General features: G+C 42.4%; 22 protein-coding genes and 2 tRNA genes. 18 read left to right on the plus strand and 6 right to left on the minus strand.

Annotated elements, in window-relative coordinates:
• Positions 1 to 46 precede the first annotated feature (46 nt).
• On the minus strand, positions 47 to 1,756 hold the full coding sequence (gene pilB / locus H2245_RS03110) for a type IV-A pilus assembly ATPase PilB (protein ID WP_182405815.1): 1,710 nt from the start codon (positions 1,754 to 1,756) through the stop codon (positions 47 to 49).
• Between the two features lie 385 nt (positions 1,757 to 2,141).
• On the opposite strand from pilB, the gene tpiA reads away from it, so the two are divergent.
• From tpiA to pnp, 13 genes are all read left to right on the plus strand, one after another.
• Positions 2,142 to 2,945 carry a triose-phosphate isomerase gene (gene tpiA, locus H2245_RS03115; protein ID WP_182405817.1) on the plus strand — a complete coding sequence of 268 codons (804 nt, stop codon included), beginning with the start codon at positions 2,142 to 2,144 and terminating at the stop codon, positions 2,943 to 2,945.
• 274 nt (positions 2,946 to 3,219) lie between these two features.
• Positions 3,220 to 3,528: a preprotein translocase subunit SecG gene (secG, locus tag H2245_RS03120; protein ID WP_182405819.1), complete on the plus strand. Its 309-nt coding sequence runs from the start codon at positions 3,220 to 3,222 to the stop codon at positions 3,526 to 3,528.
• A 229-nt stretch (positions 3,529 to 3,757) separates the two neighbouring features.
• Positions 3,758 to 3,841, plus strand: a tRNA-Leu gene (locus H2245_RS03125).
• A gap of 124 nt (positions 3,842 to 3,965) precedes the next feature.
• A tRNA-Met gene (locus tag H2245_RS03130) sits at positions 3,966 to 4,042 on the plus strand.
• Between the two features lie 458 nt (positions 4,043 to 4,500).
• A complete protein-coding gene (gene rimP, locus H2245_RS03135) occupies positions 4,501 to 5,001 on the plus strand; it encodes a ribosome maturation factor RimP (RefSeq protein WP_182405821.1) in 501 nt (166 codons plus the stop codon).
• A 216-nt stretch (positions 5,002 to 5,217) separates the two neighbouring features.
• Positions 5,218 to 6,702, plus strand: coding sequence for a transcription termination factor NusA (gene nusA, locus H2245_RS03140; protein ID WP_182405822.1), 1,485 nt, complete (start codon positions 5,218 to 5,220; stop codon positions 6,700 to 6,702).
• Between the two features lie 157 nt (positions 6,703 to 6,859).
• Positions 6,860 to 9,595, plus strand: a complete 2,736-nt coding sequence (gene infB, locus H2245_RS03145; protein WP_182405824.1) for a translation initiation factor IF-2 — start codon at positions 6,860 to 6,862, stop codon at positions 9,593 to 9,595.
• A 158-nt stretch (positions 9,596 to 9,753) separates the two neighbouring features.
• Positions 9,754 to 10,158, plus strand: a complete 405-nt coding sequence (locus H2245_RS03150; protein WP_182405825.1) for a ribosome-binding factor A — start codon at positions 9,754 to 9,756, stop codon at positions 10,156 to 10,158.
• Positions 10,159 to 10,167: 9 nt separating this feature from the next.
• Positions 10,168 to 11,181 (plus strand): tRNA pseudouridine(55) synthase TruB, encoded by a 1,014-nt coding sequence (truB, locus tag H2245_RS03155; RefSeq protein WP_182405827.1) that lies wholly within the window; start codon positions 10,168 to 10,170, stop codon positions 11,179 to 11,181.
• Between the two features lie 308 nt (positions 11,182 to 11,489).
• Entirely contained in the window at positions 11,490 to 11,633 is a 144-nt protein-coding gene (locus tag H2245_RS03160; RefSeq protein ID WP_182405829.1) for a hypothetical protein, read from the plus strand.
• A gap of 170 nt (positions 11,634 to 11,803) precedes the next feature.
• Entirely contained in the window at positions 11,804 to 11,986 is a 183-nt protein-coding gene (locus H2245_RS03165; protein WP_182405831.1) for a hypothetical protein, read from the plus strand.
• 266 nt (positions 11,987 to 12,252) lie between these two features.
• Positions 12,253 to 12,519 (plus strand): 30S ribosomal protein S15, encoded by a 267-nt coding sequence (gene rpsO / locus H2245_RS03170; protein ID WP_045443035.1) that lies wholly within the window; start codon positions 12,253 to 12,255, stop codon positions 12,517 to 12,519.
• Positions 12,520 to 13,086: 567 nt separating this feature from the next.
• Entirely contained in the window at positions 13,087 to 15,183 is a 2,097-nt protein-coding gene (gene pnp / locus H2245_RS03175) for a polyribonucleotide nucleotidyltransferase (RefSeq protein ID WP_182406231.1), read from the plus strand.
• Positions 15,184 to 15,361: 178 nt separating this feature from the next.
• On the opposite strand, the gene H2245_RS03180 is transcribed toward pnp, so the two are convergent.
• From H2245_RS03180 to H2245_RS03195, 4 genes are all read right to left on the minus strand, one after another.
• On the minus strand, positions 15,362 to 16,561 hold the full coding sequence (locus H2245_RS03180) for a sugar transporter (RefSeq protein WP_182405834.1): 1,200 nt from the start codon (positions 16,559 to 16,561) through the stop codon (positions 15,362 to 15,364).
• Positions 16,562 to 16,825: 264 nt separating this feature from the next.
• Entirely contained in the window at positions 16,826 to 17,314 is a 489-nt protein-coding gene (locus tag H2245_RS03185) for a M48 family metallopeptidase (protein WP_182405836.1), read from the minus strand.
• A 47-nt stretch (positions 17,315 to 17,361) separates the two neighbouring features.
• A complete protein-coding gene (locus H2245_RS03190; RefSeq protein ID WP_182405838.1) occupies positions 17,362 to 17,619 on the minus strand; it encodes a YheV family putative metal-binding protein in 258 nt (85 codons plus the stop codon).
• Positions 17,619 to 19,826, minus strand: a complete 2,208-nt coding sequence (locus H2245_RS03195) for a M3 family metallopeptidase (protein WP_182405840.1) — start codon at positions 19,824 to 19,826, stop codon at positions 17,619 to 17,621. The genes H2245_RS03190 and H2245_RS03195 overlap by 1 nt, the downstream gene beginning before the upstream one ends.
• 533 nt (positions 19,827 to 20,359) lie before the next feature.
• Between H2245_RS03195 and H2245_RS03200 the strand changes: the two genes are divergently transcribed.
• The 5 genes from H2245_RS03200 (at position 20,360) to H2245_RS03220 (ending at position 24,623) form a co-directional block, all read left to right on the plus strand.
• Positions 20,360 to 21,472: a hypothetical protein gene (locus H2245_RS03200; RefSeq protein ID WP_182405842.1), complete on the plus strand. Its 1,113-nt coding sequence runs from the start codon at positions 20,360 to 20,362 to the stop codon at positions 21,470 to 21,472.
• 224 nt (positions 21,473 to 21,696) lie between these two features.
• On the plus strand, positions 21,697 to 22,506 hold the full coding sequence (locus tag H2245_RS03205; protein WP_182405844.1) for a glutathione S-transferase N-terminal domain-containing protein: 810 nt from the start codon (positions 21,697 to 21,699) through the stop codon (positions 22,504 to 22,506).
• Between the two features lie 73 nt (positions 22,507 to 22,579).
• A complete protein-coding gene (locus H2245_RS03210; RefSeq protein WP_182405846.1) occupies positions 22,580 to 23,338 on the plus strand; it encodes an endonuclease/exonuclease/phosphatase family protein in 759 nt (252 codons plus the stop codon).
• A 91-nt stretch (positions 23,339 to 23,429) separates the two neighbouring features.
• The gene (locus H2245_RS03215) at positions 23,430 to 24,428 is read left to right on the plus strand and encodes an NADP-dependent oxidoreductase (RefSeq protein WP_182405848.1); all 999 of its coding nucleotides are present in this window, start codon (positions 23,430 to 23,432) and stop codon (positions 24,426 to 24,428) included.
• The gene (locus tag H2245_RS03220) at positions 24,429 to 24,623 is read left to right on the plus strand and encodes a hypothetical protein (protein ID WP_182405850.1); all 195 of its coding nucleotides are present in this window, start codon (positions 24,429 to 24,431) and stop codon (positions 24,621 to 24,623) included.
• A 31-nt stretch (positions 24,624 to 24,654) separates the two neighbouring features.
• Here H2245_RS03220 and H2245_RS03225 read toward each other — a convergent pair whose 3' ends face one another.
• Positions 24,655 to 25,272 carry an alpha-ketoglutarate-dependent dioxygenase AlkB gene (locus H2245_RS03225; protein ID WP_182405852.1) on the minus strand — a complete coding sequence of 206 codons (618 nt, stop codon included), beginning with the start codon at positions 25,270 to 25,272 and terminating at the stop codon, positions 24,655 to 24,657.
• Positions 25,273 to 25,280 lie beyond the last annotated feature (8 nt).

Genomic DNA, 25,280 nt, shown 5'->3' on the forward strand with positions numbered 1-25,280 from the left:
AATTTCATTGCATTGTGAGGGCAAGTTTTTTTTAGCTCGCATTTTATTACTCAGAGGTAACACGCATCATTTCTGGAATACTGGTCACCCCTTGTAATACCTTTAAGATACCCGAGCGGCGCAAATCTCGAAATCCGTTATTCAGAGCAGCATCTTTGATATTAATGGCGTTGCCACCTTCCATAATAATACGAGAAATATCAGGCGTGATTTTCATCACCTCATAGATACCCACACGACCTTTATAACCATCTCGGCATTCACTGCAGCCTACTGGTTCATAAATAGTATGTTCTGGGTTTTCCAAATCAGCCGTTGAAAACCCCAGTTCTAATAAACTTTTTTGTGGAATATTGAGTGGCTTTTTACAGTTTTTGCAGAGGCGGCGCGCCAATCGTTGCGCGATGACCAAGTTCACAGAAGTAGCAATATTAAAGGAAGCAACGCCCATATTACTGAGCCGCGTTAAGGTTTCAGGCGCAGAGTTAGTGTGCAAAGTTGAGAGCACCATGTGTCCAGTTTGCGCCGCTTTAATGGCAATCTCTGCCGTCTCAAGATCTCGAATTTCCCCAACCATCACAATATCCGGGTCTTGACGTAAAAAAGACTTTAGTGCGTTTGAGAAAGTTAAGCCGACTTTGGGATTGACGTTAACTTGATTAATGCCTTCAAGGTTAATCTCCACCGGGTCTTCAGCGGTAGAGATATTGGTATCGCCAGTATTTAAAATATTAATACCAGTATATAAAGAGACGGTTTTACCAGAACCTGTTGGACCAGTAATCAACAGCATACCTTGTGGCTTGTGTAGCGCTTCCAAAAACATCTCTTTTTGATCCGGCTCATAGCCAAGCGCTTCAATGCCGAGCATTGCAGAAGAAGGGTCTAAAATACGCAGCACGATTTTTTCACCAAATAGCGTTGGTAATGAGTTTACCCGAAAATCAATGGCTTTCGTCTTTGACAGTTTTAGCTTAATGCGCCCATCTTGTGGCACGCGTCGCTCAGAGATATCCATTTGAGACATGACTTTTAGGCGTGCCGCGATTTTTTGCGCCAACTGTACAGGCGGATTTGCCATTTTTTGCATGACTCCATCGACCCTAAAGCGGACACGATAGGTTTTTTCATACGGCTCAAAGTGTAAGTCGGACGCGCCCATACGAATGGCGTCGACCAGCATTTTATTGACAAACTTTACAACCGGAGCCTCATCCACGCCATCGTTTAATTTTGTTTCGTTATCATCTTCCGCGCTATCTTCAAAATCAACGTTTAAATCGCTGCTCGAAAAGCTATCAAAGCTCTGCATGGTATTGGCATACAAGCTTTCAATACGCTGCTTTAGCTTGTCTTCTTCAACCACCACCGTTTCTACCGGCAATCTTGAGTTAAACGCAATGGCATCAATAGCATCTAAGCGAGTTGGATCACTAAGCGCTACAAATAGGCGCTGACCTCGCTTAAAAATAGGTAAGGCATTAAATTTTCGGACAATTTTTTCGTCGACTAAGTTTTTAGGAATATGTTCATTGCTCAGCACATTGAGATCAAAATAAGGATCGTCAAAAGCTTTTGATAATAATTGAGCTAATAGGGAAGCACTGACAATCTTATTGTCTACTAAATAAGGAACCAGCCCAATTTCTTGTTGCTGCGCTTCTGCCTGTGCTGACTTCATTAGCGTTTCGCTAAGAACGCCTTCGGTAATCAAATACTGTGGCAGTCCACCAAATTTGTTATTTGTGCTAGACATTAGGCCTGCTCCTTAATACTTATATAAGCAAAAAACGATCAATATACTGAAAATACATGCAAGAAACGTGACAACTCTGTGTTACTTAATAGGCTCCCATATCCACTTTATTAATGAGTGGCTTTTAAAACGAATTAATATTCTTTAAAGTAAGCGTAATAAAAATAAGATGACATCACTCGCGCTTAAAATTTAGCGCTATTAAAATAAGCGTTACTTAAATATAAGTTCCATCTAGGTGCGTCTTATTACTGCAAGCTCGATAGAAGGTATAATCTAAGAGATAAGAGGATAATGCCTATACTATAGCAGTTGACAAATATTTGTTATACTTGCGCGCATATTAGCCATATCGGCACTGACAATGATTATAAGGTAGGTAGTAATGCAATCTTGGGTAATTGGCAATTGGAAGCAAAATCCAGCAACGAATCGTGATGCGATGACACTTGTGGATGCATTAGTAAGCGCAGCAAATACAGGTATTGATCAACAAAAATGCCAATTGATGGTTGCGCCCAGCTGCATTCATCTGGCAACGGTAAGCGCTCGCTTGCAAGGCTCATCACTGCTGTGTGCCGCGCAAGATATCAGCACTCATAGCCCAAGTGTTGGTGCTTATACCGGTGATTGCTCCGCTGAGCAAATGGCGGATGCAGGTGCGTCATGGACAATCTTAGGTCACTCAGAGCGTAGACAATATCATCGAGAATGTAACAATATCCTTGTACAAAAAATGAGCAATGCCCTTAGCCAAAATTTAGGTATTGTTCTGTGTGTTGGTGAGACTCAGGCTCAGTATGATGCCAAGCAAACGCTAGCCGTGTTAACAGAACAATTGGCAGTGATACAGACGCTGTTACAACAAGCAGGGCAAGTTGCTGACTGTGCTGAAATCCTTGCTAAGCGTTTGATTGTCGCTTACGAGCCGGTATGGGCAATTGGTACTGGTAAAGTACCTACCGTTGACGAAGTCAGCGCCACTCATGAATATATCAAACAAACCGTTGCCAGTTTTGCTACCCCGCTTGCCAATGTCAGTGTCTTATATGGCGGTAGTGTTAATACTGCTAATGCCGATAACTTTGCAGCAAGTCCGATGATTAATGGGGCGTTGGTTGGCGGCGCTGCCTTAAATGCTGATAGTTTTTTAGCTATTGCAGGTGCGTTTGCTCGTGCCAAAGCATAACAGCCACTGTGTTAAGGCTTAACGCCCAACACAGATAAATGGATATAGCCGCCGTGCAACTTTTATTATTGCTACTATTACACCTATCTAAACGGTTAGTGATAAATTATGACAAGTCACTTTAATAGTGACCTTGCAATCGTGTACAATGCGCCTTATTTAATATTCTCAATTTAATAGCATCAGTTAAGCGCATTGTTCTTTATCGTCATTGTTGCAACTGTAAGATTTAACTACCGTTATCCGCCGTTATTACGCGGCACAAGAGGACACCATGTATACATTTATATTAGCCTTGCACATTATCGTGGCGATTGCCATGATCGGCTTGATTTTGATACAGCATGGTAAAGGGGCAGATGCTGGGGCTTCTTTTGGTGCCGGTTCCTCAGGTACTGTGTTTGGTGCAGCGGGTACTGCCAACTTCTTGACTCGTGCTACTGCCGTATTGACTGCTATCTTCTTTGTGACCAGTATGACGCTAGCCGTACAAGCCCGGAAGCAAGCTGATGACCAGTTTCGCTTAGATGCGCCAGTATCAGTGCCACAAACGCCGCGTCCATTAACTGGTAATAGCCAGTAACTTATTAATGCTACTCATTAAACTATTAATAATGCTCAGTTTGTATTAATGATTTTAGATGGCTAATGTTGTCTGATAGCGCCGATGAACGCATTTTCATGGGCTGCCCTTGCAATTTGTATGAGTTAGTTTTACAATGCTTACCTGCTTTTAGCGCAGTTTACTAATGATAATCGTCCTCATGATTATTGAGATAAGTAAAAAGTAGCATAAGTAGATAGCAGGATAAGCGATTGTGGTGGAATGGTAGACACGCCATCTTGAGGGGGTGGTGGCGCAAGCTGTGGGGGTTCAAGTCCCCCCAATCGCACCAAGTTTTTGACACGCAGCACCGCGTGAAGTTAGAGATTGTAGCAACGAAATTTTTAATTTAAGTTATTTTAAAATAAAGATTGACAGTTGTATCAAACCTACCTATAATGTGCGTTCTAGATTGATGCGGGGTGGAGCAGTCTGGTAGCTCGTCGGGCTCATAACCCGAAGGTCGTTGGTTCAAATCCAGCCCCCGCTACCACTTTTTATACTGATGTTTTGTAACCTAAATTTGTCAGTAACAATCAGCCCACCATAATGTTTGTGGGTTTTTTTGTATCTAACGGTTGGTGTTATCTCGGTATTTGTCATATATATGCTAAGCTTTTGATTTACAGCGTCCAGCAATCGCCACCTCTTAGCTTATCATGATGAAGGCTATGTTCTTTTATCCCTATTTCCTATGATAAATGTCTGCATTAGCTTTTTAGTGCGTGCTCATTATTTGGCCTTATACATATAAGGGTTATAGCAGAATAAGATTAGGTCATAGCAACATTGAGCTTAATAGCAACAACAATACTTATATCAACTTCGTCAGACACATTAAAAGTTAACTATATTAAAGTAATCTTACCTAACTCTTTAAAAAAACATACCCACCCATTATATAATTCACTTAATATAATAACTAAGTGATTAGGAAGATATAAACAGATTATGAAACTTTCGACCAAAGTAACAGAGTTGACTACGATTATTGCCCCAGCCGTTGCTGCTTGTGACGTGGCTTTATGGGGCGTTGAATTTGTACCGCAAGGGCAGCGCTCATTACTACGTATCTATATTGAGGCGTTGCCAGCAGAGCAAGCCCAAGGTACGCAGGTAACGATTGAAAACTGCGCAGCGGTGAATCATCAAGTTAGCGGTATTTTAGAAGTGCATGACCCTATTGCTGGCGAATTTATTTTAGAAGTCTCGTCACCTGGATTTGATCGTGCCTTTTTCTCTGATGAGCAAATGCATGGTTATATCGGTCAGACGGTGAGTCTACGTTTGATTCAAGCAATCGGGGAAGGCGACAAAAAACGTCGCAAAACAACAGGTATCTTGAATAGTATTGATGCGACAAACTTGACTTTGACCGCAACAGACGGCGAGCAGTTTGACATTGCATTGAGCAATATTGATAAAGCCAATTTAATTTATGAAGATGCTTAGTTATTACTTAATCATTGCTGACTCAGTCATGGTCTAAAAAATTACTTTAGAGGCGTTGGCGTAACAGCTTTGTTATAAAGGTATTAGCGTATAGCTATAACAGATAAGTATCTAACCGTAACTTTCGAAATAGTAAGTCGCTGAACATAGTTATAAGCTATTGATTCAGCACTGACACCATTGAAGCCAATTATAAAATGATAGGACAGGTATAGCATGAGTCGTGAAATCTTAACGGTAGTTGAAACCGTCAGTAATGAAAAAGGCTTAAATCCTGAAGACATCTTTGAAGCAATAGAAGACGCTTTGGTGGTTTCGACCAAGAAAAAAGTCTATACCGATCAGCCGGAAGTAGAAGTGCGCGTGGCGATTAATCGCGAAACAGGCGATTATGATACTTATCGTTACTGGACTGTTGTGGCTGATGAAGATCATGAAATGCCTGCTTGCCAGTTGGCAATTACCGATCTTGATCAAGAAGAATGGTCTATTGGTGATATTAAAGAAGAACAGATTGAATCGATTGAATTTGGTCGTATTGCAGCTACGCAAGCGAAACAAGTCATCATCCAAAAAATTCGTGAAGCAGAGCGTGCGCTTGTTGCTGATGCTTTTGAGCCGCGCGTTGGTGAGATGATGTATGGAGAAATTAAAAAACAGACCCGTGATGGTTATATCGTTGATTTAGGCGATAATACTGAGGGTTATTTGTCACGCGATCAGATGCTGCCACGTGAGCAATTACGAGCAAAGTCACGTATTAACGCTATTTTATATCATGTGAATCGTGAGAATCGCGGCGCCCAATTATTATTATCTCGTACACGTCCTGAGATGCTATCTGCCTTGATGCAAAAAGAAGTGCCAGAAATTGCTGAGCAAATTATTGAGATTCGTAATGTTGCTCGTCTGCCAGGTACTCGTGCTAAAATAGCCGTGAAAACCAATGATCATCGTATTGATCCTGTTGGTGCCTGTATTGGTATGCGTGGTACGCGTATCCAAGCGGTTCAGCAAGAGCTTGATGGCGAACGCATTGATGTCGTAGTATGGTCAGATGATCCTGCACAGTATATCATTAGCTCGCTTGAGCCTGCTGATGTTAGTAGTATTATTCTAGATGAAGATACCAAGACGGCTGATATCGTATTTGCTACCAACGATCAACTGGCACGTGCCATTGGTTCGCAAGGTCAAAACGTACGCTTAGCGTCAGAGTTGACTGGTTATAAGCTCAACATGATGCTAGAAGAAGAATATCAGCAGCGCCAAGAAAATGAATCAAAAGTCTTTATCACGCTTTTTTATGAGCGCTTAGAGGTGGATCAAGACTTGGCACAAGCGCTGGTTGATATTGGTTTCACCAGTATTGAAGAAGTGGCTTATGTGCCTGCCGATACCTTTTATGATATCGAAGGCTTGGACGATGCAGCCATTGATATGATTCAAGAGCGCGCAAAAGAAGTTGTAATCGCGGATGAATTGGTAAAACAACAAAATATGAAAGAGCCGAGTCAAGAGCTGCAAGATCTAGAGGGTATGACAGTCGGTTGGGCTTATAAAATGGCTCAAAAAGACATCATTACCGTTGATGATTTGGCTGAACAAGCAGTATTTGATTTGGAAGATATCGAAGGCTTAGATGCTGAAACAGCAGGACAGCTGATTATGAAGGCTCGGGAATCTTGGTTCGATGAATAGGCGTTAACTGCATATCACTGTCTTTTGGTGATATGCTAGCGACATAAAGCACGGATAATTGGGTGTATAAAAAGCCAGTTATCCCGCTTAACGCAATCATTTGTAGCCAATAATTGAATTGAACATATAGCAAACAATAGACAGTAGGTGATAATCAATGGCAGATAAGACCGTCAAAGAACTGGCAGATATGGTAGGCAAAGCCGCAAGTGCTGTACAACAGCAATTGTTGGATGCTGGGCTGCCTGCTCGTAGTGAGGATGACTTGGTCACCGAACTTGAGCAAGAAAAGTTGGTGACGTATTTAAAACAAAGTCATGGTCAGCAAGAAAAGCGCCGTATTAGCCTAAAATCTAAGACGACCAGTACCGCTCGCGTGACCGGCTCTTCAGGCAAATCGAAGAGTGTCAATGTTGAAGTGCGCAAAAAGAAAACCTTTGAGAAGCCAAATCCTGAACAGATGGCTGAAGAATTGGCAGCACGCGAGCAAGCGCTAATAGAAGCACAAGCTCGCGCGGTTAAAGATGCAGAAGAACGTGCTGCTACTAAGAAAAAGGCAGAAGAGCGCCAAGCGGCAACACTTGCTGCCATGCGCACCAGTCTTGGTTCAAGTAAAGACTCTTCTGGCAAAAGCGCTAAAGTTGCCAACTCTTCAGTGGTAGTAAAAAAAGGTGGCAAAAATGCTGCCATTGAAATCATCGTAAAAGAAAAAGAGAAAGCGAAGAAAAAAGTTGCAGCAACCAAGCCTAAAGTTGAAACAGCTGCTGAACGCAAAATTCGTGAAGCACGTGAAGTAGAAGAAGAACGTCTACGTCAAATCGAGGCAAAAACGCGTCGCGCCCAAGCTGAAGAAGCGCAAAAGCGTACGCTTGAGCAAATGCGTAAAATGGCAGGTCAATATACTGATCAGCCAGCAACGGAAGTGCGTAAAGATGAGCCATTGGCTGAAGGTTTGGTAGGTGATGCATTAGAAGAGTCCTTTGAAAAAGAACGTCGCGAAATCAAGCGCGGCGCCACTAGCACGGGTGCTCGCGGACGTCGCCGTAAAAATCAAGATGAGCGCGAAATTAAAAATCGTAATAACGGCTTACGTTCAGCACAAGCATCACAGCATAAGTTTGAAAAGCCAGTTGAAAAAATCGTTTATGATGTTGAAATTAGCGAGCAAATCACCGTTTCAGATTTAGCACAACGTATGGCTGTTAAAGCCCGCGAAGTGACTAAGCTACTTATGAAAATGGGTGAGTTAGCAAGCGAGTCAGATAGTATTGACCAAGCTACAGCGAGCTTAATCGTTGAAGAAATGGGTCACAACCCAGTACCGGTTAGTGATACCAAAGTCGAAGATGATCTGCATGACGCCGTTGATGAGCGTAGTAGTAATGTGCAAGCGCGCCCACCAGTGGTGACCATCATGGGTCACGTTGACCATGGTAAAACATCTTTACTTGATAAAATCCGTGAAACGAAAGTTGCCACAGGTGAAGCAGGCGGTATTACCCAGCATATTGGTGCCTATCATGTGAAAACTGCACGTGGTGTTATTACTTTCCTTGATACTCCAGGTCACGCCGCCTTTAGTGCAATGCGTTCACGTGGTGCTCAAGCAACAGATATCGTGGTGTTAGTAGTAGCTGCTGACGATGGCATGATGCCACAAACTGAAGAAGCTATTGATCACGCACGTGCTGCGGGTACGCCTATTATTGTTGCCATTAACAAAATGGACAAACCAAGCGCCGATCCTGATCGTGTGTTAAATGAATTGACCGCCAAGCAAGTTATCTCAGAAGAATGGGGTGGCGATACGCCAATGGCACGTATCTCAGCCAAAACTGGCGAAGGTATCGATGAGCTGCTTGAGTATATCAGCTTGCAAGCAGAGCTAATGGAATTAGAAGCTCCATTAGACGGCGCTGCCCAAGGTGTGGTTATTGAGTCAAGACTTGAAAAAGGTCGTGGTCCTGTTGCTACTGTCTTGGTCAAAAAAGGCACGTTGAAGCAAGGCGACTTAGTACTAGCCGGTGAACATTATGGTAAAGTTCGTGCCATGATTGATGAACATGGTAAACGCATTCAATCAGCAGGTCCTTCTATTCCTGTTGAGATTTTAGGCTTACCTGAAACACCAGCGTCTGGTAGTGAATTCTTAGTCGTTAGTGATGAGAAAAAAGCACGCGAAGTGGCAGAATTTAGAGCCAGTCGTGAACGTGAGCAGCAGCTTGAACGTCAAAACACTATGCGCTTAGAAAGCTTATTTGAGCAAATGGAACAAGGCGATGTCTCCTTCTTAAACATTGTTCTTAAAACTGACGTTCGCGGTTCGCTTGAAGCGCTGCTTTCAGCGTTGAACGACTTATCGACGGATGAAGTTAAAGTTCGTGTGATCAGTTCAGGTGTTGGTCCGATTTCTGAATCTGACGTGACCCTTGCTGAATCTAGTGAGGCGGTATTGCTTGGCTTTAACGTTCGTGCGGATGCAACGGCGCGTCGTAAAGCAGATGCTGCTGATATGGATATTCGTTATTACAGTGTTATCTATGGCTTGATCGATGATGTAAAAGCGGCAATGAGTGGTATGCTTGCTCCTGAACATCGTGAGAAAATCTTAGGTATTGCCGACGTACGTGAAGTATTCCGCTCTAGTAAGTTTGGCGCGGCTGCTGGTTGTATGGTGGTTGAAGGTACAATCTTCCGTAATAAACCTATTCGTGTATTGCGTGATGACAAGGTTATCTTTACCGGTCAATTGCAGTCACTACGTCGTTATAAAGAAGACGTTAACGAAGTACGTACTGGCATGGAATGTGGTCTTGCTGTTCGTGGCTATGATGTTGAAGCCGGTGATAAAATCGAAGTATTTGAAATTCAGCAGTTTGAGCGTACCATCTAAACCAGCGTACTCTCTAAACAGACGATACGCCTAACCAGCTGCGCATCTTTTTAGCATTGCTGACGGATATTGTGCTGTAATTAGGTCTAACAGGTTCATCCTGGTAGACCTTTTTTATTATATAACCGCCGCTATTTTATAAGAAACAGGATAATAATATGAACCAACGTTTACAACGCCTATCCGATCAGATTCAGCGCGAACTTGCAGTACTGATACGTGATGCTGTTAACGATCCACGCCTGACTGGTTTTGTAACCATCTCTACCGTCAAAGTTAGCCCTGACTTGGGTTATGCCGATATTTATGTCACCATCATGGAGCCTGAGCTCAATGATGCCATGGTTAAAACCAATCATGAACAAAGCGTAAACGTATTAAATAAAGCAGCTGGCTTCTTGCGTACGGAGCTTAGCCATAGCCTAAAAACACGTACTACACCGCGTTTGCGTTTTCATTATGACGAGGTTACCGCTCGCGGCAACTATATGATGGATTTGATCAATCAGGCAGTGACTAAAACTGAGCAAAACGAAACTGAAGTGCAAGAAATAGACGAGTAAATGACTATTATGGCTATAGCGTCAAAGTTGGCAGTAAAGGAAAAAATCTCAGGGGTTATCTTAATTGACAAGCCCATCGGTATGACCTCACAGCAAGTGGTATCTAAGGTTAAGTATTTGTTTAAGTCGCCAATACATGACAGCAAAAAGGCGGGTCATACGGGGACACTTGACCCAATGGCAACAGGATTGTTGCCTATTTGCTTAGGTGAGGCGACTAAATTTAGCCATTATCAGCTTGATGCAGACAAATCTTATCAGGCTACGATATTGTTAGGCAGTCAGACGGATACTGGTGATGCTGATGGGAAAGTTGTCGCCCAAGCTGACGTACCGATACTTACCGCAGACTTATTACAGCAGGCTGCTCAGCACTTTATGGGCGCACAGCAGCAAATGCCGCCGATGTACTCTGCGCTAAAAAAAGATGGTAAAAAACTCTATGAGTATGCGCGAGCTGGTATTGAGATTGAACGTCCATTAAGGGATATTGAGACTAAAGCGTTGAGCTTAGAGCTACTGACTGCGCAGCAAATACAGCTGACCGTAACTTGTACAAAAGGCACTTACGTGCGCGTACTTGGCGAGGATATTGCTAAGTATTTAGGAACGCTTGGTCACTTGGTTGCTTTACGCCGTATCCAAGTGGGCAAATTTTGCCTGAGTGACGCTATTACCATTGAGCAACTCGAACAAAAAGATATCAATGCCCGTTTAGGACAGCTTTTACCTATTGATGCTTGCGTCAATATTAGCGCCACATTAATGTTAAATGTCGCGCAGTGCGAGCGTATACATATGGGGCAACGCTTAAACGTGCTTGAACAACTGACGCCTGAGCTTAATGCATATATTAGCGCTAATATCGCGCGAGAGGTGGCAAATTCTAGCGCTACCGATATCCCAATGGAATATGAGTTGCCTGTTGATATTCGTCTGATAGATGAAGCAGGACAATTTTTAGGTTTGGGCGCTGTCAGCCTTAATGGACGCTTGCAGCCGAAAAAATTAATCCAACGTTAGATAGTTTTTGTCATATTTACGTACAAAATACATTAATCACATACTGTCACATTTAATTGCAGGTTTCATCTATAGTGAAACCTGCCTTTTTTATACACTAGTTTTTGTTAGATAACCTTGTCCGCTAAGGAAGGCGACACTGTTAATTATTAAGGTAAAAAAACTATTAAGGTAAAAATAAGAAAAATATTAACTAATAAAATTATTAATAGAAAAGTTGATTGCTGAGAAAGAAGTATTGCAAGAAAACTTATATAAGTATTAATTTTAAATCGTGAGCTATTCTAACCATCAAGAAGGAGTACACAATGTCACAGCCGAACCCGAATGATACGCCATTTGAGCAACAACGTTCTGATGCTGCTAGAGCTGCGTTAGAAGGTCAAACGGAAAAAGATAGTGAAAGTGGTAAGTCAGAAAATAGTGATGATAATGAAAGTGACTCTGAGTAAGCAAATAATAAATAAGTGAACAATAATTTAAATAATGTTCAAAAAAATAGTAAATTTTTCTTTGAACTTTTATTTTCATTTTAAAAATGCCAAACATAATAAAGGTTTGGCATTTTTATTTTCCAGTATTTGGGTTGTTATTTATATAGCCTATAGAAAGGAGAGATAATATGGATAAATCTAAACAAATACTGGATGCAGAAGAACAAAAAATAGAACAGTTAGCGGATGATATTAATCCTAAAGATAAAGAGCCTGAAAGTCTGGCTGAAGCGATAACGGCACCGTTAGCCGACGATGCGCTTGGTGGTCACGCAACGCAAGCGGATATTAAAGAAAATGCCAAAAAGTAAGTTACTAAAGAGTAGGTTATTATTAAACGCTAACGAGGTTTTGCAAAAAACAATTAGGCTAGCAGCAAAATAAGCTGTTAGTTTGATTGTTTTTTGCTATAATTGCGCCACATTAAGACATTGTGTTTGCTTATGACTAGGTCAACTCTAGTAATGCAGGGTTGTCCTGAATCATAAGCAGACTATTTTTTTATCCTATTCTATTGTTCCATCCTGCTTAATTTTATTGAGTATTTTTGGTTCTTTTAGCATTGCCGGAGTAAGTTATGTTAACTAATACTGATCGTGAACAAATTATCGCCCAATATCAGCGCGGCGAAAATGACACGGGTTCCCCAGAAGTGCAAGTTGCTTTATTAAGCGCACGCATCAATGATTTACAGAACCATTTTAAAGCACACAAAGCGGATCATCATAGCCGTCGCGGTCTTATCCGTATGGTTAATACCCGTCGTAAATTGCTTGATTACTTAAAAGGTAAAGATCTTGGTCGTTATACGACATTGATCAGCCAATTGGGTCTACGTCGTTAATTCAACGCCAAATACTCAAATAGTAGTAATATTAAAGCGGTGTGAAATAGTTTCACACCGCTTTTTTTATATTTATAGCTGGTAAATTGTCTGATTATAAGGGTAAAAAACCTGTATGAAGCAGGATAGCTATTCATAAAAATAGCTATCCAGTTCGAGGCTAAAATCTATTGACGCGTAAAGTAAAAAGACTGATGTAATAAATTGGTCAATGCGGGCAAATCACTGTAAAATGATGCACTGCAATTTTATATCTCTGTCTATATATAGCAGGTGCTATATAACAGACGCTAAATAAATGTATAGATAGAACAAAGCTAAACAAATTATATGAGTCTTTTTTAATTGATAAAGGCTGATATGACACTGAATTTGAAGTAGCAGAATCTAGTAGTATGACCGTAAGAGGTACGTTGATAGCCGTACTGACGGTAGGTTCTGTAATATCAACACTTACCAATAAAGTGCTATAACCAAAGTTTCTAGTGATCAGCATCAGCAATATGTAGAGCTGATACTATCTTCTTCATTCATTATTAGGAAAAAATTTATATGACAAATCAGAGTATGTTCAACACCATTAAACGTGAATTCCAATACGGTGACCAGCAAGTAGTCATCGAAACGGGTCGTATCGCGCGCCAAGCTCATTCTATTCTGGTACACATGGGTGGCGTTACTGTACTAGTAGCTGCAGTAGTAAAGTCTGATGCAAAAGAAGGTCAAAACTTCTTTCCATTGACGGTTAACTATCAAGAAAAAATGTACGCTGCGGGTAAAATTCCGGGTGCTTATGGCAAACGTGAAGGTCGTGCGAGCGAGTCTGAAACCTTAACCTCACGCTTAATTGACCGTCCAATTCGTCCGCTATTCCCTGAAGGCTACGTCAACGAGATTCAAATCACCGCAACGGTTGTGTCCTCTGACAAAACCCAATCAGCAGATATCGCAGCACTAATCGGTGCTTCAGCCGCGCTAGCTATCTCTGATGCGCCATTTAATGGTCCTGTTGCCGCTGCGCGCGTTGGTTTTATCAATGGCGAATACGTGCTTAACCCAACGCTTGAGCAGCTAAAAGAAAGCGATCTTGATTTGGTTGTAGCCGGTACAAAATCAGCGGTCTTAATGGTTGAGTCTGAAGCAGCAGAGCTATCAGAAGACCAAATGCTAGGCGCTGTATTATACGGTCATCAGCAGCAGCAAATTGTTATCGATAACATTGTCTCGTTAGCCGAAGAAGTGGGCACAGCGAAGCAGCAATATACTGCGCCGAAACGCGATGAAGCGTTAGAGACTGGTATGAAAGAGCAGTTTGGCGCGCAAGTGTCTGACGCTTATACCGTTACTGATAAGCAAGCTCGTTATGCGAAGCTTGATGAAATCAAAGACGCAGCTATTGCAGCACTTGCAGGTGATGCAGAGTCAGAAGCCTATAGCAATAACGTTGCTGAGCTGAAAGAAATTTACAATGACCTAAAATACCGCACTGTTCGTGACAATATCCTGTCAGGCAAGCCACGTATTGATGGTCGTGATTTAGAAACCGTTCGTGCGCTTGATGTGCAAGTGGGCGTATTGCCATTTACTCATGGTTCAGCGCTATTTACTCGTGGTGAAACCCAAGCCTTAGTAACAACTACGCTCGGTAATACTCGCGATGTGAATATGATTGATTCACTTGCTGGCACGATTCGTGACCATTTCATGTTGCATTATAACTTCCCACATTTCTCAGTCGGTGAAACCGGTCGTGAAGGTGTACCAAAACGTCGCGAAATCGGTCATGGTCGTTTAGCACGCCGTGGTGTGCAAGCGATGCTTCCTGATAGCGACCGCTTCCCATATGTGATTCGTGTGGTATCAGAGATTACTGAATCTAACGGTTCATCATCTATGGCTTCTGTGTGCGGCGCAAGCTTGGCATTGATGGACGCTGGCGTACCACTAAAAGCACCGGTTGCTGGTATCGCAATGGGTCTGGTTAAAGAAGGCGAACGCTTTGCTGTATTGTCTGACATCTTAGGTGATGAAGATCATCTTGGCGATATGGACTTTAAAGTTGCGGGTACTAAAGACGGTATTACTGCCCTGCAAATGGACATTAAAATCGAAGGTATTACCCCAGATATCATGGAGCAAGCGCTCAAACAAGCCCATGCTGGTCGTATCCATATCTTGGACGCCATGAATAAAGTATTGCCAGAGAGCCGTACTGAAATCAACGCGCATGCTCCTAACTATGCGGTTATTGCTATCAATCCAGACAAGATTCGTGATGTTATCGGTAAAGGTGGCGCAACCATTCGTCAGCTAACTGAAGAAACCGGTGCGGTTATTGATATCGATGATGCGGGTAATATTCGTATCTTTGGTGAAAATAAAGCCGCGACTAAAGCCGCTATTGGTAAAATCGAAGCCTTGACCGCTGAAGTTGAAGTAGGCAAAACCTATGAAGGTACGGTTGCTCGTATCGTTGACTTTGGTGCGTTTGTCAACGTATTGCCAAATACGGACGGTCTGGTACATATCTCACAAATCTCTGATGAGCGTGTAGAAAGCGTTTCTGATTACTTGACTGAAGGTCAAATTGTGAAAGTACTGGTACAAGACGTCGATAACCGTGGTCGCATCAAATTGACCATGAAAGGTGTTGAGCAAAACTAAGCTATTATTTTAATAATATAATAGTTGAGTGTAAAAAAACCGCATTGAGTCACTTATTATGAGTGCTCAAGGCGGTTTTTTTATGCGTGTTGATAACGTGTTACCTAAGTTCAGTACAGCGTTATTGATTCTTATTGTACTTTTTTAACACCTTATATTCTTAACTTAAAGTGTTCACTTAATCAGAAGCGTGCCGCAGCGCTGGAAAACGTTGAATCATAAATATCATCAATAACAGCGCGATAGCTGCGATCGCCGCGCCCACATAACCCACGCTTGAGAGGGAAATATGGGTAACCGCATAGCCGCCGAGCAGCGCCCCAGTGCCAATGCCTAAGTTGATAATACCTGAAAACATTGACATTACCATATCTTGCGCATTGACATCAATCATGATGACTTTGACTTGAATACACAGCAGTAGCAACATCATAGCCGTACCCCAAATAATGGTATTAAGGCTCAGCAACCACATGGACGAGACTGACCACAACATCGTCACCATACATAGCAATATGAGTATGGTAGATATTAACATCAGATTGGTCGTGGATTTCTCACCCCAACGACTGAACATAACGCTACCAATTAACCCTGCACCGCCAAACAATAACAGGATAAAAGTGACTAAGTTCTCACTGATAGCGCCAACGTCGCGCATAAAAGGCTCAATGTAAGAGTAAGCTGCGTAATCGGCGGTAAACGCTAAAAAGCAGAATAAGTACAAGCACACCAATAAGGGGTTGGTCAGTAACTCCGGAACTTTTCTAAATGAACCGTTGAACATACTGGGCAGAGTCGGTAACAGTTTTGCTTGCAGAATAAAGATAATAAAGGCAATGACACCGATACCGCCAAACGTCGTGCGCCAGCCAAACCATTGACCTACCACACGCCCTATCGGCACACCAAGCACCATCGCCAGTGACGTACCTGTTGCAAGCACACTAAGCGCCAGTGCTTTTTTACCAACAGGCGCCACACGCAGCGCAATCGCCGCGGTAATCGACCAAAATATCGCATGCGATAAGGCAATACCGACCCGACTAATCAGTAAAACTTGGAAGCTCCATGCAAATACGGATAGCACGTGGCTGGCGATAAAGATGACAAATACAAACAACAATAAGCGCTTACGCTCCAACTTACTGGTGAGTAGCATGAGCGGTAAAGACATCGCAGCGACAATCCATGCGTAAAGCGTCACCATCCACCCGGTTTCTGCTGGTGTAATGGAAAAATCTTGCGCAATATCACTCAATAAGGCAACAGGGACAAACTCTGTTGTGTTCACTACAAAAGCACTGACACCCATAAGAATCATGCGGGAATACTGTGTTCGGAGGGATACGTCCCCGACCTCAAGCTGTTGGGTCATAAATATCAATCAAAAAAAGGTGCCAGTACAGCACAATGAGCCCGAAATTGGGTATAGCGTTTTATCAGGGAGATTACTAATAAGGAGAGGAAATTACCTGCGCAAGATAGCATAGTAATAGATATCTCTTTATGAAAAATCATTGTCATGAAAAATCGTTATCACTTCAGAATATTGTCATTTGTGTTGATAGGCATGATGAATATCATAAAGTAATTTGTAAAAGTGACCATTAATTGTTAACTATTATTTATTGAGAACTACCTACAACTCTCGCCATTGCAGCCAGAGGCGCGTATCAAGCTCGAATTGATGATAATTCGGTTCCATATGACAGCACAATTGATAAAAGGCTTTGTTATGCTCTTTTTCTTTAAAATGGGCAAGCTCATGCACCACAATCATCCGTAAAAACTCCAACGGCGCTTCTTTAAATAAGCTGGCAACGGTGATGGTGTTGTGCGCTTTTAGCTTACTGCCTTGTACGCGTGACTGGTAAGTATGTATGCCCAATGCACGCTGCAATACTTGCAGTTTACTGTTATAACTGACTTGTGACAATGAACTACTTTTACGCATATATTGACTTTTTATCTCATTAATATACTGATATAAGGCTTTATCGCTTTGTATCTCATGCTTTGTCGGATAATTATTGTCAATATAGTCGCCCAGCCGCCCACTGTTTATCAATGTGGCGGCTTGCGCTTGAATGTGCTCAGGATAGTGGGCGATATAGGTTAACGTCGTCAAGGGCATTGCCTTTTTAGTTATACAGTTTTGAATGATACAGACCGTATTTAAGGTTTAAACTTCACCGTGCCACTTGTACCCGTTACCATAGCATCACGAATAAGTTGGTCTTCGGCATGGTTTTTGGCGCTAATGACATTGGGATCAGGTCGATGCTCGCGATGTCCGCATTGAGTACATTCGATATATTCATCGGGCACTGGTGTGACAATATTGACCTGAACCACGGCATCCATTTGCTGACATTTGGGACAGCTCACGCCTGCCAAAAATCGCCGTTTTGGCGCTTCTGATTGATATCGCATCAGCTCGCCTCACTGTTTAAGCTAACATTACCTGCCTGTTTATCATGAAAACCACTGTGGCGTAATAGCGCATCAATACTGGCGCTACGACCACGGAAATTCTCAAAGTTAGTTTTTGCAGGCAAGCTGCCGCCGACAGATAAAATGGTCTCACGGAAGGCTTTGCCGATAATAGGATTAAAAATACCTTCTTCTTCAAACTTACTAAAGGCATCGGCAGACAGTAGCTCCGCCCATTTATAAGAATAATAACCTGCAGCATAGCCACCGGCAAAGATATGACTAAAGCCATTGGCAAAGCGGTTATAGTCTGGCGTTTCCATAATGGCAATGTCATCACGCACACCATCTAACGTGCTCAAGATACCGGCATAATCTAGCGCTGGCGTGTGCGAATGTATCAATAAATCAAATAAGGCAAATTCAATCTGTCGCAAGGTTTGCATGCCGCTTTGGAAGTTTTTCGCCGCCAGCAACGCATCGAGCTTGTCTTGTGGCAGTGGCTTTCCAGTCTCGACATGACTACTAATCAAGGCAATGCCTTCTGCATCCCACGCCCAGTTTTCCATAAATTGACTGGGTAACTCAACGGCATCCCACTCAACGCCATTGACACCCGCGACATCGCCGACGGTCACTTGCGTTAACAAGTGATGCAAACCATGACCAAATTCATGGAATAAGGTAATGACTTCATCATGAGTTAGTAGGCTGGGTTTGCCATCCAATGCTGGGGTAAAATTGCCAACCATAAAACAGACCGGTAACTGCTGATAGCCTTCATCCTCATGGTGATAGCGTGATTGAAAGCCACTCATCCACGCGCCGCCACGTTTGCCACTGCGGGCAAATAAATCAAAGTAAAAACCACCAACTAAGCTGCCGTCAGCATCGAATAATTGATAAAAACGCACATCATCATGCCAGCGCGATACTGTATTTACTTGTATGTCATCTGTTTGCGCTATGTTTTGGCTATCATTTAACTTCTGCTCTTGTACTGTGATGCCGTATAAGCGCTCAACAATAGCAAACAAACCGTCAATCACAGTAGGTAATGGGAAGTAAGGACGTATTTCCTCTTGCGATAAGCTAAATTTGCTTTGTTTTACCTTTTCGGCAATATAAGCGCTGTCCCACGCTTGTAGCGCATCAATGCCATAAGCTTTAGCACTGTCTTGCAATTGTGCCAAATCCTGCTTGGCAGTGGGCGTTGCTTGCACCGCTAGACTGCGCAAAAAGGCTTCAACTTCTGCTACGTTGTCTGCCATTTTAGTCGATAACGACACTTCAGCATAATTAGCAAACCCTAATAGTTGGGCTTTTTGCTCACGCAATTGTAAGATTTGTCCCATAATATCGGCATTATTAAGCGATTCGCCCTTAGTATTCGTATGCGCATCAAACTCTGAAGCACGGGTCACATAAGCGCGATACAACGTCTCACGCAGTTCGCGATTATCCGCGTAAGTCATCACGGCTAAATAGACTGGAATATTTAAAGTCGCCACATAATAAGGCTCAGGTAACGCTGCGATATCGGTAGGCGTGAGCGACCCATTTTTTAACGCCGTTGCTTTATACTGCTCGCCCGCATCCGCTAATAGTGCCAAGCCACTGTCGGTCAACCCTGCCAACTGCTCTTTCTCAAGAGGTAAGGCATACGCTTGGGTAGCATCCATAACGTTATCTGAAAAAGTAGCGGACAGCGTGGATAGTTGACTTTGAATCGCCGCAAATGTCTCTTGATCTGCTTTGGCTAGTGCCACACCTGACAACTCAAAACGCTGTAATGACAGCTCGATAGCACGCGCACGTGCTGGCTCAAGCGTGGCAAAAAACGCTGCATCTTGAGTGATGGCTTGGTAGCAGCCAAAGAGCGGCTGATGTTGCCCAACCCGCGTACCATAAGCAGACAACTGCGGCAGTAGCTCATGGTGCACATGACGAATCTCATCATTACTCATCACACTATTTAAGTGCGATAAAACGCCCCAGCTGCGATCCAATGCCAAATTAATATGGTCAAAGGCAATAATATCAGATAACGCCTGTTCTGCGCTCATACTGCCGTTATCGGTACGCGCCGTGAGCGTATCTAAAAAGGCATTGGCTTGCTCAATCGCTGCCGTTACTTGGGTTTGTAAGTCGTCAGCAGAAGCGGTGCTAAAGTCGACAAGGTGTAAATCTGAAGTCAGAGTAGGCATAAAAGTATCCAAGTTGAATAAAGCGTATGAATAAAATCTTGTTAATAAAAGTTTTGTTAATAGGAATCGTTATGTGAAAAGTAGTGCGTTCAATGTCACTTTTATAATTTTTTAAATAAATTTTGCTATGTCACATCAAATAGCAATAACTAAAAGATGGGTATGATGGCAGAAGAATGCAAGCCAAGCATTTAGTCAAGCTCTTAACTAAGTAATGAGCGGTAACCAGACCATTAAAGTATGATGCTTATCGTATCAACCTTTTATATTATCAACCAATACTAGAATATTTATTAATATCTATGCTCACTTACAAACTGTCATCATTTCCTTGCAAAGTCACCGTATAGTGCTGTCAACGAACTTGCTATGGTTAAAGAAGATAAGCTTCGAATAAAACTGATAGAACAAGATGCAGAACAAAATCTTAGAACAAAATTAAAATAAAGATGTGCTTCAAATAAAATTCACTTTTACCATTATAAAGTTAATGACTATCAAACTTAATGATAATAAAACAAGGAAAAGTATTTATGAAAGCGACACTCAAAAGTCTTCGTGAAACCAAAGCTAATCCAGCGGTCAGCATTTTTGTAAAAACCCACCGTGCCCATCCTGCCAATGACCAAGATCCCATTGCCCTAAAAAATCAGCTAAAAGTGGTTGAAGAGCGTCTAACCAATGAGTATGACAAGCATACTGCAACGGCGATTATGGACAAAATACATGCCGAGACTAAAGAGCTGAATCATAATTATAATCTCGATACATTGGCTATTTTCGCGAGTACTGATGATGTGCAAGTGATTCGTATGCCACTTGATACGGTTGAGCGTGTGGTTATCTCTGATCGCTTTGCAACCCGTGATTTAGTTCGTGATATGGCAAGTGCAGTGCATTATTATACCGTCGTATTGACCCGTGATAAAGCGCGGCTGATTGAAGCGGCAAATGATCGCGTAGTCAGAGAGTTTGATGCGGCTAGTATTCAGCAAAGTAATATGGAAAATATCCCATTTCCCATCGATAATAATGGACTATATACCACGGGTGATGGCAGCTCTGACCGCTCTGCTAATAACGAAAATAGCTACCTAAAAGAATTCTTTAATCAAGTGGACAAGAGTGTGCAAGAGCTGTGGGGCGAGCATAAAATGCCGCTGGTCATCGTAGGTGACGTGCGCAATATCGGCTATTATAAGGATGTCTGTGATCGTCCTGAAAATATTATCGCAACGGTCTCAAATTTGACTGAACTTGACAGTGGTAATGCCCAGCATATTATTGATGGTGTGCAAGAAGCAGTAGAAAGCTATCGTACATCCTTACACGAAGCAGCGCTTGGCGAGATTGATAAAGCCCGCGGTGCTAATGCGTTAAGCACGGATTTACAAGATGTTTACCGTGCAGCCTATCAAGGCGCAGGCGAGACGTTATATGTGCGTCGCGGCTATGTGCAATCGGCTAAAGTGGATGAAGATGCGCAGACCTTAAGTGTGACGGACGAGACAGGAGGCGCAGGCGTGACTGATGACGCTATCGGACTTATCATCGAGCATGTGATTCATAATGGCGGCAAAGCAGTCTTTATGCCACAAGATATTATGAGTGCAGACCAACCTATCGCCTTGGTAACCCGTTATTAATGACTAAATGATTTGTATTGTTGTCGGATTCTACTACGTCGACGATAGTATTCTAATCAATAAAAAGGAGCATTGGTTCACTAGAGCTGGTGCTCCTTTTATATTACTGCTACTCTTTTTATATTGATAGTTATGTCAGGTATTATTAAGAATGGTTTGAAAAACGGTGTTAACAAATAAAATAGCAGTAAAATATATTGGATTTAATAAGAAGGACACTGACAATGCTGATTCCAAATAATACCATTGGTTTTAAAGTAAAAAGTGTACAAGCCACAGTCTCGACTGTATTACGCGGTGGACGTGGCAATATGGGTACGCCAACGCCGAGGCAGCCTAATAAAGCCTTGATTTTATATGAGCATGAAGCATGCCCTTATTCACGTCGCGTGCGAGAGGTTATGACCTCTCTTAATCTGGATTATGAAAGCCGTCCAAGTCCCCATAAAGGTCACGTTTACCGTGATGATCTCGAAGATATGGCAGGCAAGAAGCAAGTTCCTTTTTTAATAGATGACAATACAGATGATAAGTTATTAGATTCTCAAGTTATCATTGACCATTTATTTGCCCATTATTCTCAAAAAGGTAAGACTCCTAAGAAATATCAGCAACCTAGTGGCGATAATGCTACTTTACTAAATAAAGCGACCAGTGTTGCTTCGATGATGCGTGGAGTAAAAGCTGTCCATCCGAAAAAGAATATCGCGCGCGGTAAGCCTGAACAGCTGTTACATTTATACGGTTTCGATGCCAGTCCATTTTGTCGTTTGGTACGTGAAAAGCTGTGTGAGCTTGAGGTTGGTTACATCTGTCATAATGTAGCGCGTGAGCAGATAGAAGATATTGGGGTGTTCGGATTGCGTCTGAACCTTGGTAAATACCAGCCGATCAAAGGCGGCAAACGTGAGCGCATCATGAATGAGGTTATGAATGGTAAGCTGCAATTTCCTTACCTTATTGACCCTAATACGAATACGAAAATGTTTGAGTCACAAAATATTATTGATTACCTCGATAAAACTTATGGCTAGGCGTTAAAACTATGATTAAGCATTTTTGCTTTTTCAATTCAAATTTTTAACTTTACGGATGACGACTAAATCCATGACTCCTAAAAAATCTTTTGTCCTGACCAGCTATAACATCCATAAAGGCATGTCGCCATTGAATCGACAAGTCAAAATGCAAGGTATTGCCCAAGCACTAGAAGGCGTGGGTTCAGATGTGCTGTGCTTACAAGAAGTTCAAGGGCAAAACCTTAAACGTAATATGCAATATAACGAGTATCCTGACCAGTCGCAGCACGAATGGTTCGGAGAGTTTTTGCAGCTGCAAAATAGCTACGGTAAAAACTCAGAATATGATAATGGACATCATGGCAACGCGGTACTCAGTCGCTTTCCACTCGACCCCAAGCATAATGTTAATATCACAGTGAATAAGCTGGAGCAACGTGGGGTGTTGCATTGCGAAGTACAGCCGATAGGTTGGGAGATGCCAGTGGTAATTTTATGCGCCCATCTTAATCTATTCGAGCGCGACCGTATCAAGCAGTATCAGGCAATTAGCGACTATGTACGTCATGCCATTGCCCCTGACCAGCCGCTGGTATTGGCAGGTGATTTTAATGATTGGAAAAAAATGTCCTGTGATCGGCTGGCGTCAAGTTTGGGTATGACCGAAGCCTTTAAACATTGTCATGGTAAATTATCACCGACCTTTCCTGCGAAATTGCCGGTATTGAGCTTAGATCGTATTTATGTGCGTAACTTAGTTGTTAAAGATGCTTGGGTACATACGGGCAAGCCGTGGTCAAAACTGTCAGACCATCTGCCTATTAGCGCAGAATTGGCGTTAAAGTAGTCAAGTTTTCTAAATACAATAATAAATAACTCACTGTTCATAAAACCAATAATTATTAATGAATAATCATCATTAAATAAGGATATTTAAAATGACTCAACAAGTATTACCTCATACCCAACATGCAGTCCTTATCAGCGAATTTGGCGAACCGGAAGTGATGAAGTATCAAGAGGGCGTTGCCGTTCCTGAACTTGGCGAAGATCAAGTATTGGTAAAAGTCGCTTACGCTGGCATTAATCCAGTCGATTATAAAACCCGTCAAGGTAAAGGCTGGGGCGCTGCCAATATTCAAAAAGAAAAGTTTGATAATGATAAACCCGCGATTTTAGGTTTTGATGTCGCTGGTGAAATCGTTGCTAGTCGTAGTGATAAATTTGCTGTTGGTGATAAGGTTGCAGCATTAAGTTTTGCCAGCGGTTGCTATGCAGAATACGTAGTCGTAGATGCAAATTTATTAGCTATCGTACCGGACAACGTCACGTTAAAACAGGCGGGCGCTTTGCCTTGTGCTGGTCAAACCGCATTGCAGTTTCTAGAATTTTCTGATATCAAAGCAGGCGAGCATGTTGTGATGAACGCACCGGCTGGTGGTGTTGGTCATTTATTAATTCAGATGCTTATGGATAAAGTTGCACAAGACGATATCAAGCTAACAGTAATTTGCTCGCCAGAAAAATACGCTAAACTCGATACGTTAATTGATAAAGATAAGCTTGCGGACTGGATTGATTATACAAAAGATGAAGCGTTTCCTAATTTACAAGCCGATGTATTGTTAGATTTGGTCGGTGATAATGCAGGGGTGCGTGCGCTGAGCGTGCTCAAATCTGGCGGGCGCGTTAAAGTTTTACCCTCAATTTGGGTTGATAAACTTAAAGAGGCGGGGAGCGATAAAAATTTGAGTGTGGATGGTTATGGGGTTAAGCCAAATGGTGAGGATATGGCACGAGTGCTACAGCAGGTAGCAGATGGTAAATTGACGTTAAAAGTACTGCGGAGCTATCCGCTGTCTGAGACTGTAGCTGCCCATCACGAGCTACAAAAAGGCGATGCCTTTGGCAAAATTATATTAGAAGTGGCTATGTAAATGCTGACCGCATTGCAAAAAGTGACGTTAGGCGCGTGGATATTGTTCGTTCCTTACCATTTTATAACGCAGCGTTGGTCGGCGACTACGAATATTCGTACTGATTTAGTTATTATTTACCTATTGTTAATAGTATTAACACTGGCAATAGGTATTCAATGGCTGGTTAAACAATATCGGTTAAGAGGAAAATAGGCACGATTATTTTATTTTTAATTCTTTTAGATTAACCAGTAAGCATGTGCCGAAACGTTAGACTAATACGCCCATCGGCTACCGTAGTGGTTTTGGTGATACTGTGTTTCCAAAAGGTCTGCGTATCGCCTCGCATGACAATCAGCTGACCGGACTCAAGATAAAGCGCCACTTTACCTTGAGTTTTTTTATGCTTAAACACAAATTTACGGGTGGCACCAAGCGATAAAGAGGCAATGAGCGGCTGCGCACCAAGCTCCGGCTCATCATCAGCGTGATAGCCCATACCATCATCGCCTGATGGATAATAATTCAGCAAACACGAATTAAAATCCGCCTCAATCCCAATGTCTGATAACCGTTGCTCAATATGCTGTTTGATAGACAAGATAGTATTTGTCCAAGGTATGGTTTGACGCACATGACCAGAATACTGATAGTCAATATCGCTATCACCCATCCATACGATTTGCCGCGTGGTGAGATGCGTTTTACCAAATAAAGTGACGACATCCGCTTGCCAAGGTAGCTCGGTTACTAGGTTATAAAATAAGGGGCTGGGATAATCAATAATAACCCCTAAGTCATGAACCTGACCGTCATAAGGCAATATATTATCAGTGGGTACAGGGGAGAAAAGGTCTGTCATAGCGCTAC

Source organism: Psychrobacter sp. GP33, from assembly GCF_014119005.1.
In the GTDB taxonomy this organism is placed as follows: Bacteria; Pseudomonadota; Gammaproteobacteria; order Pseudomonadales; family Moraxellaceae; genus Psychrobacter.

Coding starts and splice junctions, on each gene's coding strand:
- H2245_RS03160 (WP_182405829.1), top strand. CDS start 11,490: ATGTCACAGCCGAACCCGAATGATACGCCATTTGAGCAACAACGTTCT.
- H2245_RS03215 (WP_182405848.1), top strand. CDS start 23,430: ATGACTCAACAAGTATTACCTCATACCCAACATGCAGTCCTTATCAGC.
- H2245_RS03220 (WP_182405850.1), top strand. CDS start 24,429: ATGCTGACCGCATTGCAAAAAGTGACGTTAGGCGCGTGGATATTGTTC.
- pnp (WP_182406231.1), top strand. CDS start 13,087: ATGTTCAACACCATTAAACGTGAATTCCAATACGGTGACCAGCAAGTA.
- pilB (WP_182405815.1), bottom strand. CDS start 1,756: ATGTCTAGCACAAATAACAAATTTGGTGGACTGCCACAGTATTTGATT.
- H2245_RS03200 (WP_182405842.1), top strand. CDS start 20,360: ATGAAAGCGACACTCAAAAGTCTTCGTGAAACCAAAGCTAATCCAGCG.
- H2245_RS03165 (WP_182405831.1), top strand. CDS start 11,804: ATGGATAAATCTAAACAAATACTGGATGCAGAAGAACAAAAAATAGAA.
- secG (WP_182405819.1), top strand. CDS start 3,220: ATGTATACATTTATATTAGCCTTGCACATTATCGTGGCGATTGCCATG.
- rimP (WP_182405821.1), top strand. CDS start 4,501: ATGAAACTTTCGACCAAAGTAACAGAGTTGACTACGATTATTGCCCCA.
- H2245_RS03210 (WP_182405846.1), top strand. CDS start 22,580: ATGACTCCTAAAAAATCTTTTGTCCTGACCAGCTATAACATCCATAAA.
- H2245_RS03190 (WP_182405838.1), bottom strand. CDS start 17,619: ATGCGATATCAATCAGAAGCGCCAAAACGGCGATTTTTGGCAGGCGTG.
- H2245_RS03205 (WP_182405844.1), top strand. CDS start 21,697: ATGCTGATTCCAAATAATACCATTGGTTTTAAAGTAAAAAGTGTACAA.
- nusA (WP_182405822.1), top strand. CDS start 5,218: ATGAGTCGTGAAATCTTAACGGTAGTTGAAACCGTCAGTAATGAAAAA.
- H2245_RS03150 (WP_182405825.1), top strand. CDS start 9,754: ATGAACCAACGTTTACAACGCCTATCCGATCAGATTCAGCGCGAACTT.
- infB (WP_182405824.1), top strand. CDS start 6,860: ATGGCAGATAAGACCGTCAAAGAACTGGCAGATATGGTAGGCAAAGCC.
- tpiA (WP_182405817.1), top strand. CDS start 2,142: ATGCAATCTTGGGTAATTGGCAATTGGAAGCAAAATCCAGCAACGAAT.
- H2245_RS03225 (WP_182405852.1), bottom strand. CDS start 25,272: ATGACAGACCTTTTCTCCCCTGTACCCACTGATAATATATTGCCTTAT.
- truB (WP_182405827.1), top strand. CDS start 10,168: ATGGCTATAGCGTCAAAGTTGGCAGTAAAGGAAAAAATCTCAGGGGTT.
- H2245_RS03180 (WP_182405834.1), bottom strand. CDS start 16,561: ATGACCCAACAGCTTGAGGTCGGGGACGTATCCCTCCGAACACAGTAT.
- H2245_RS03195 (WP_182405840.1), bottom strand. CDS start 19,826: ATGCCTACTCTGACTTCAGATTTACACCTTGTCGACTTTAGCACCGCT.
- rpsO (WP_045443035.1), top strand. CDS start 12,253: ATGTTAACTAATACTGATCGTGAACAAATTATCGCCCAATATCAGCGC.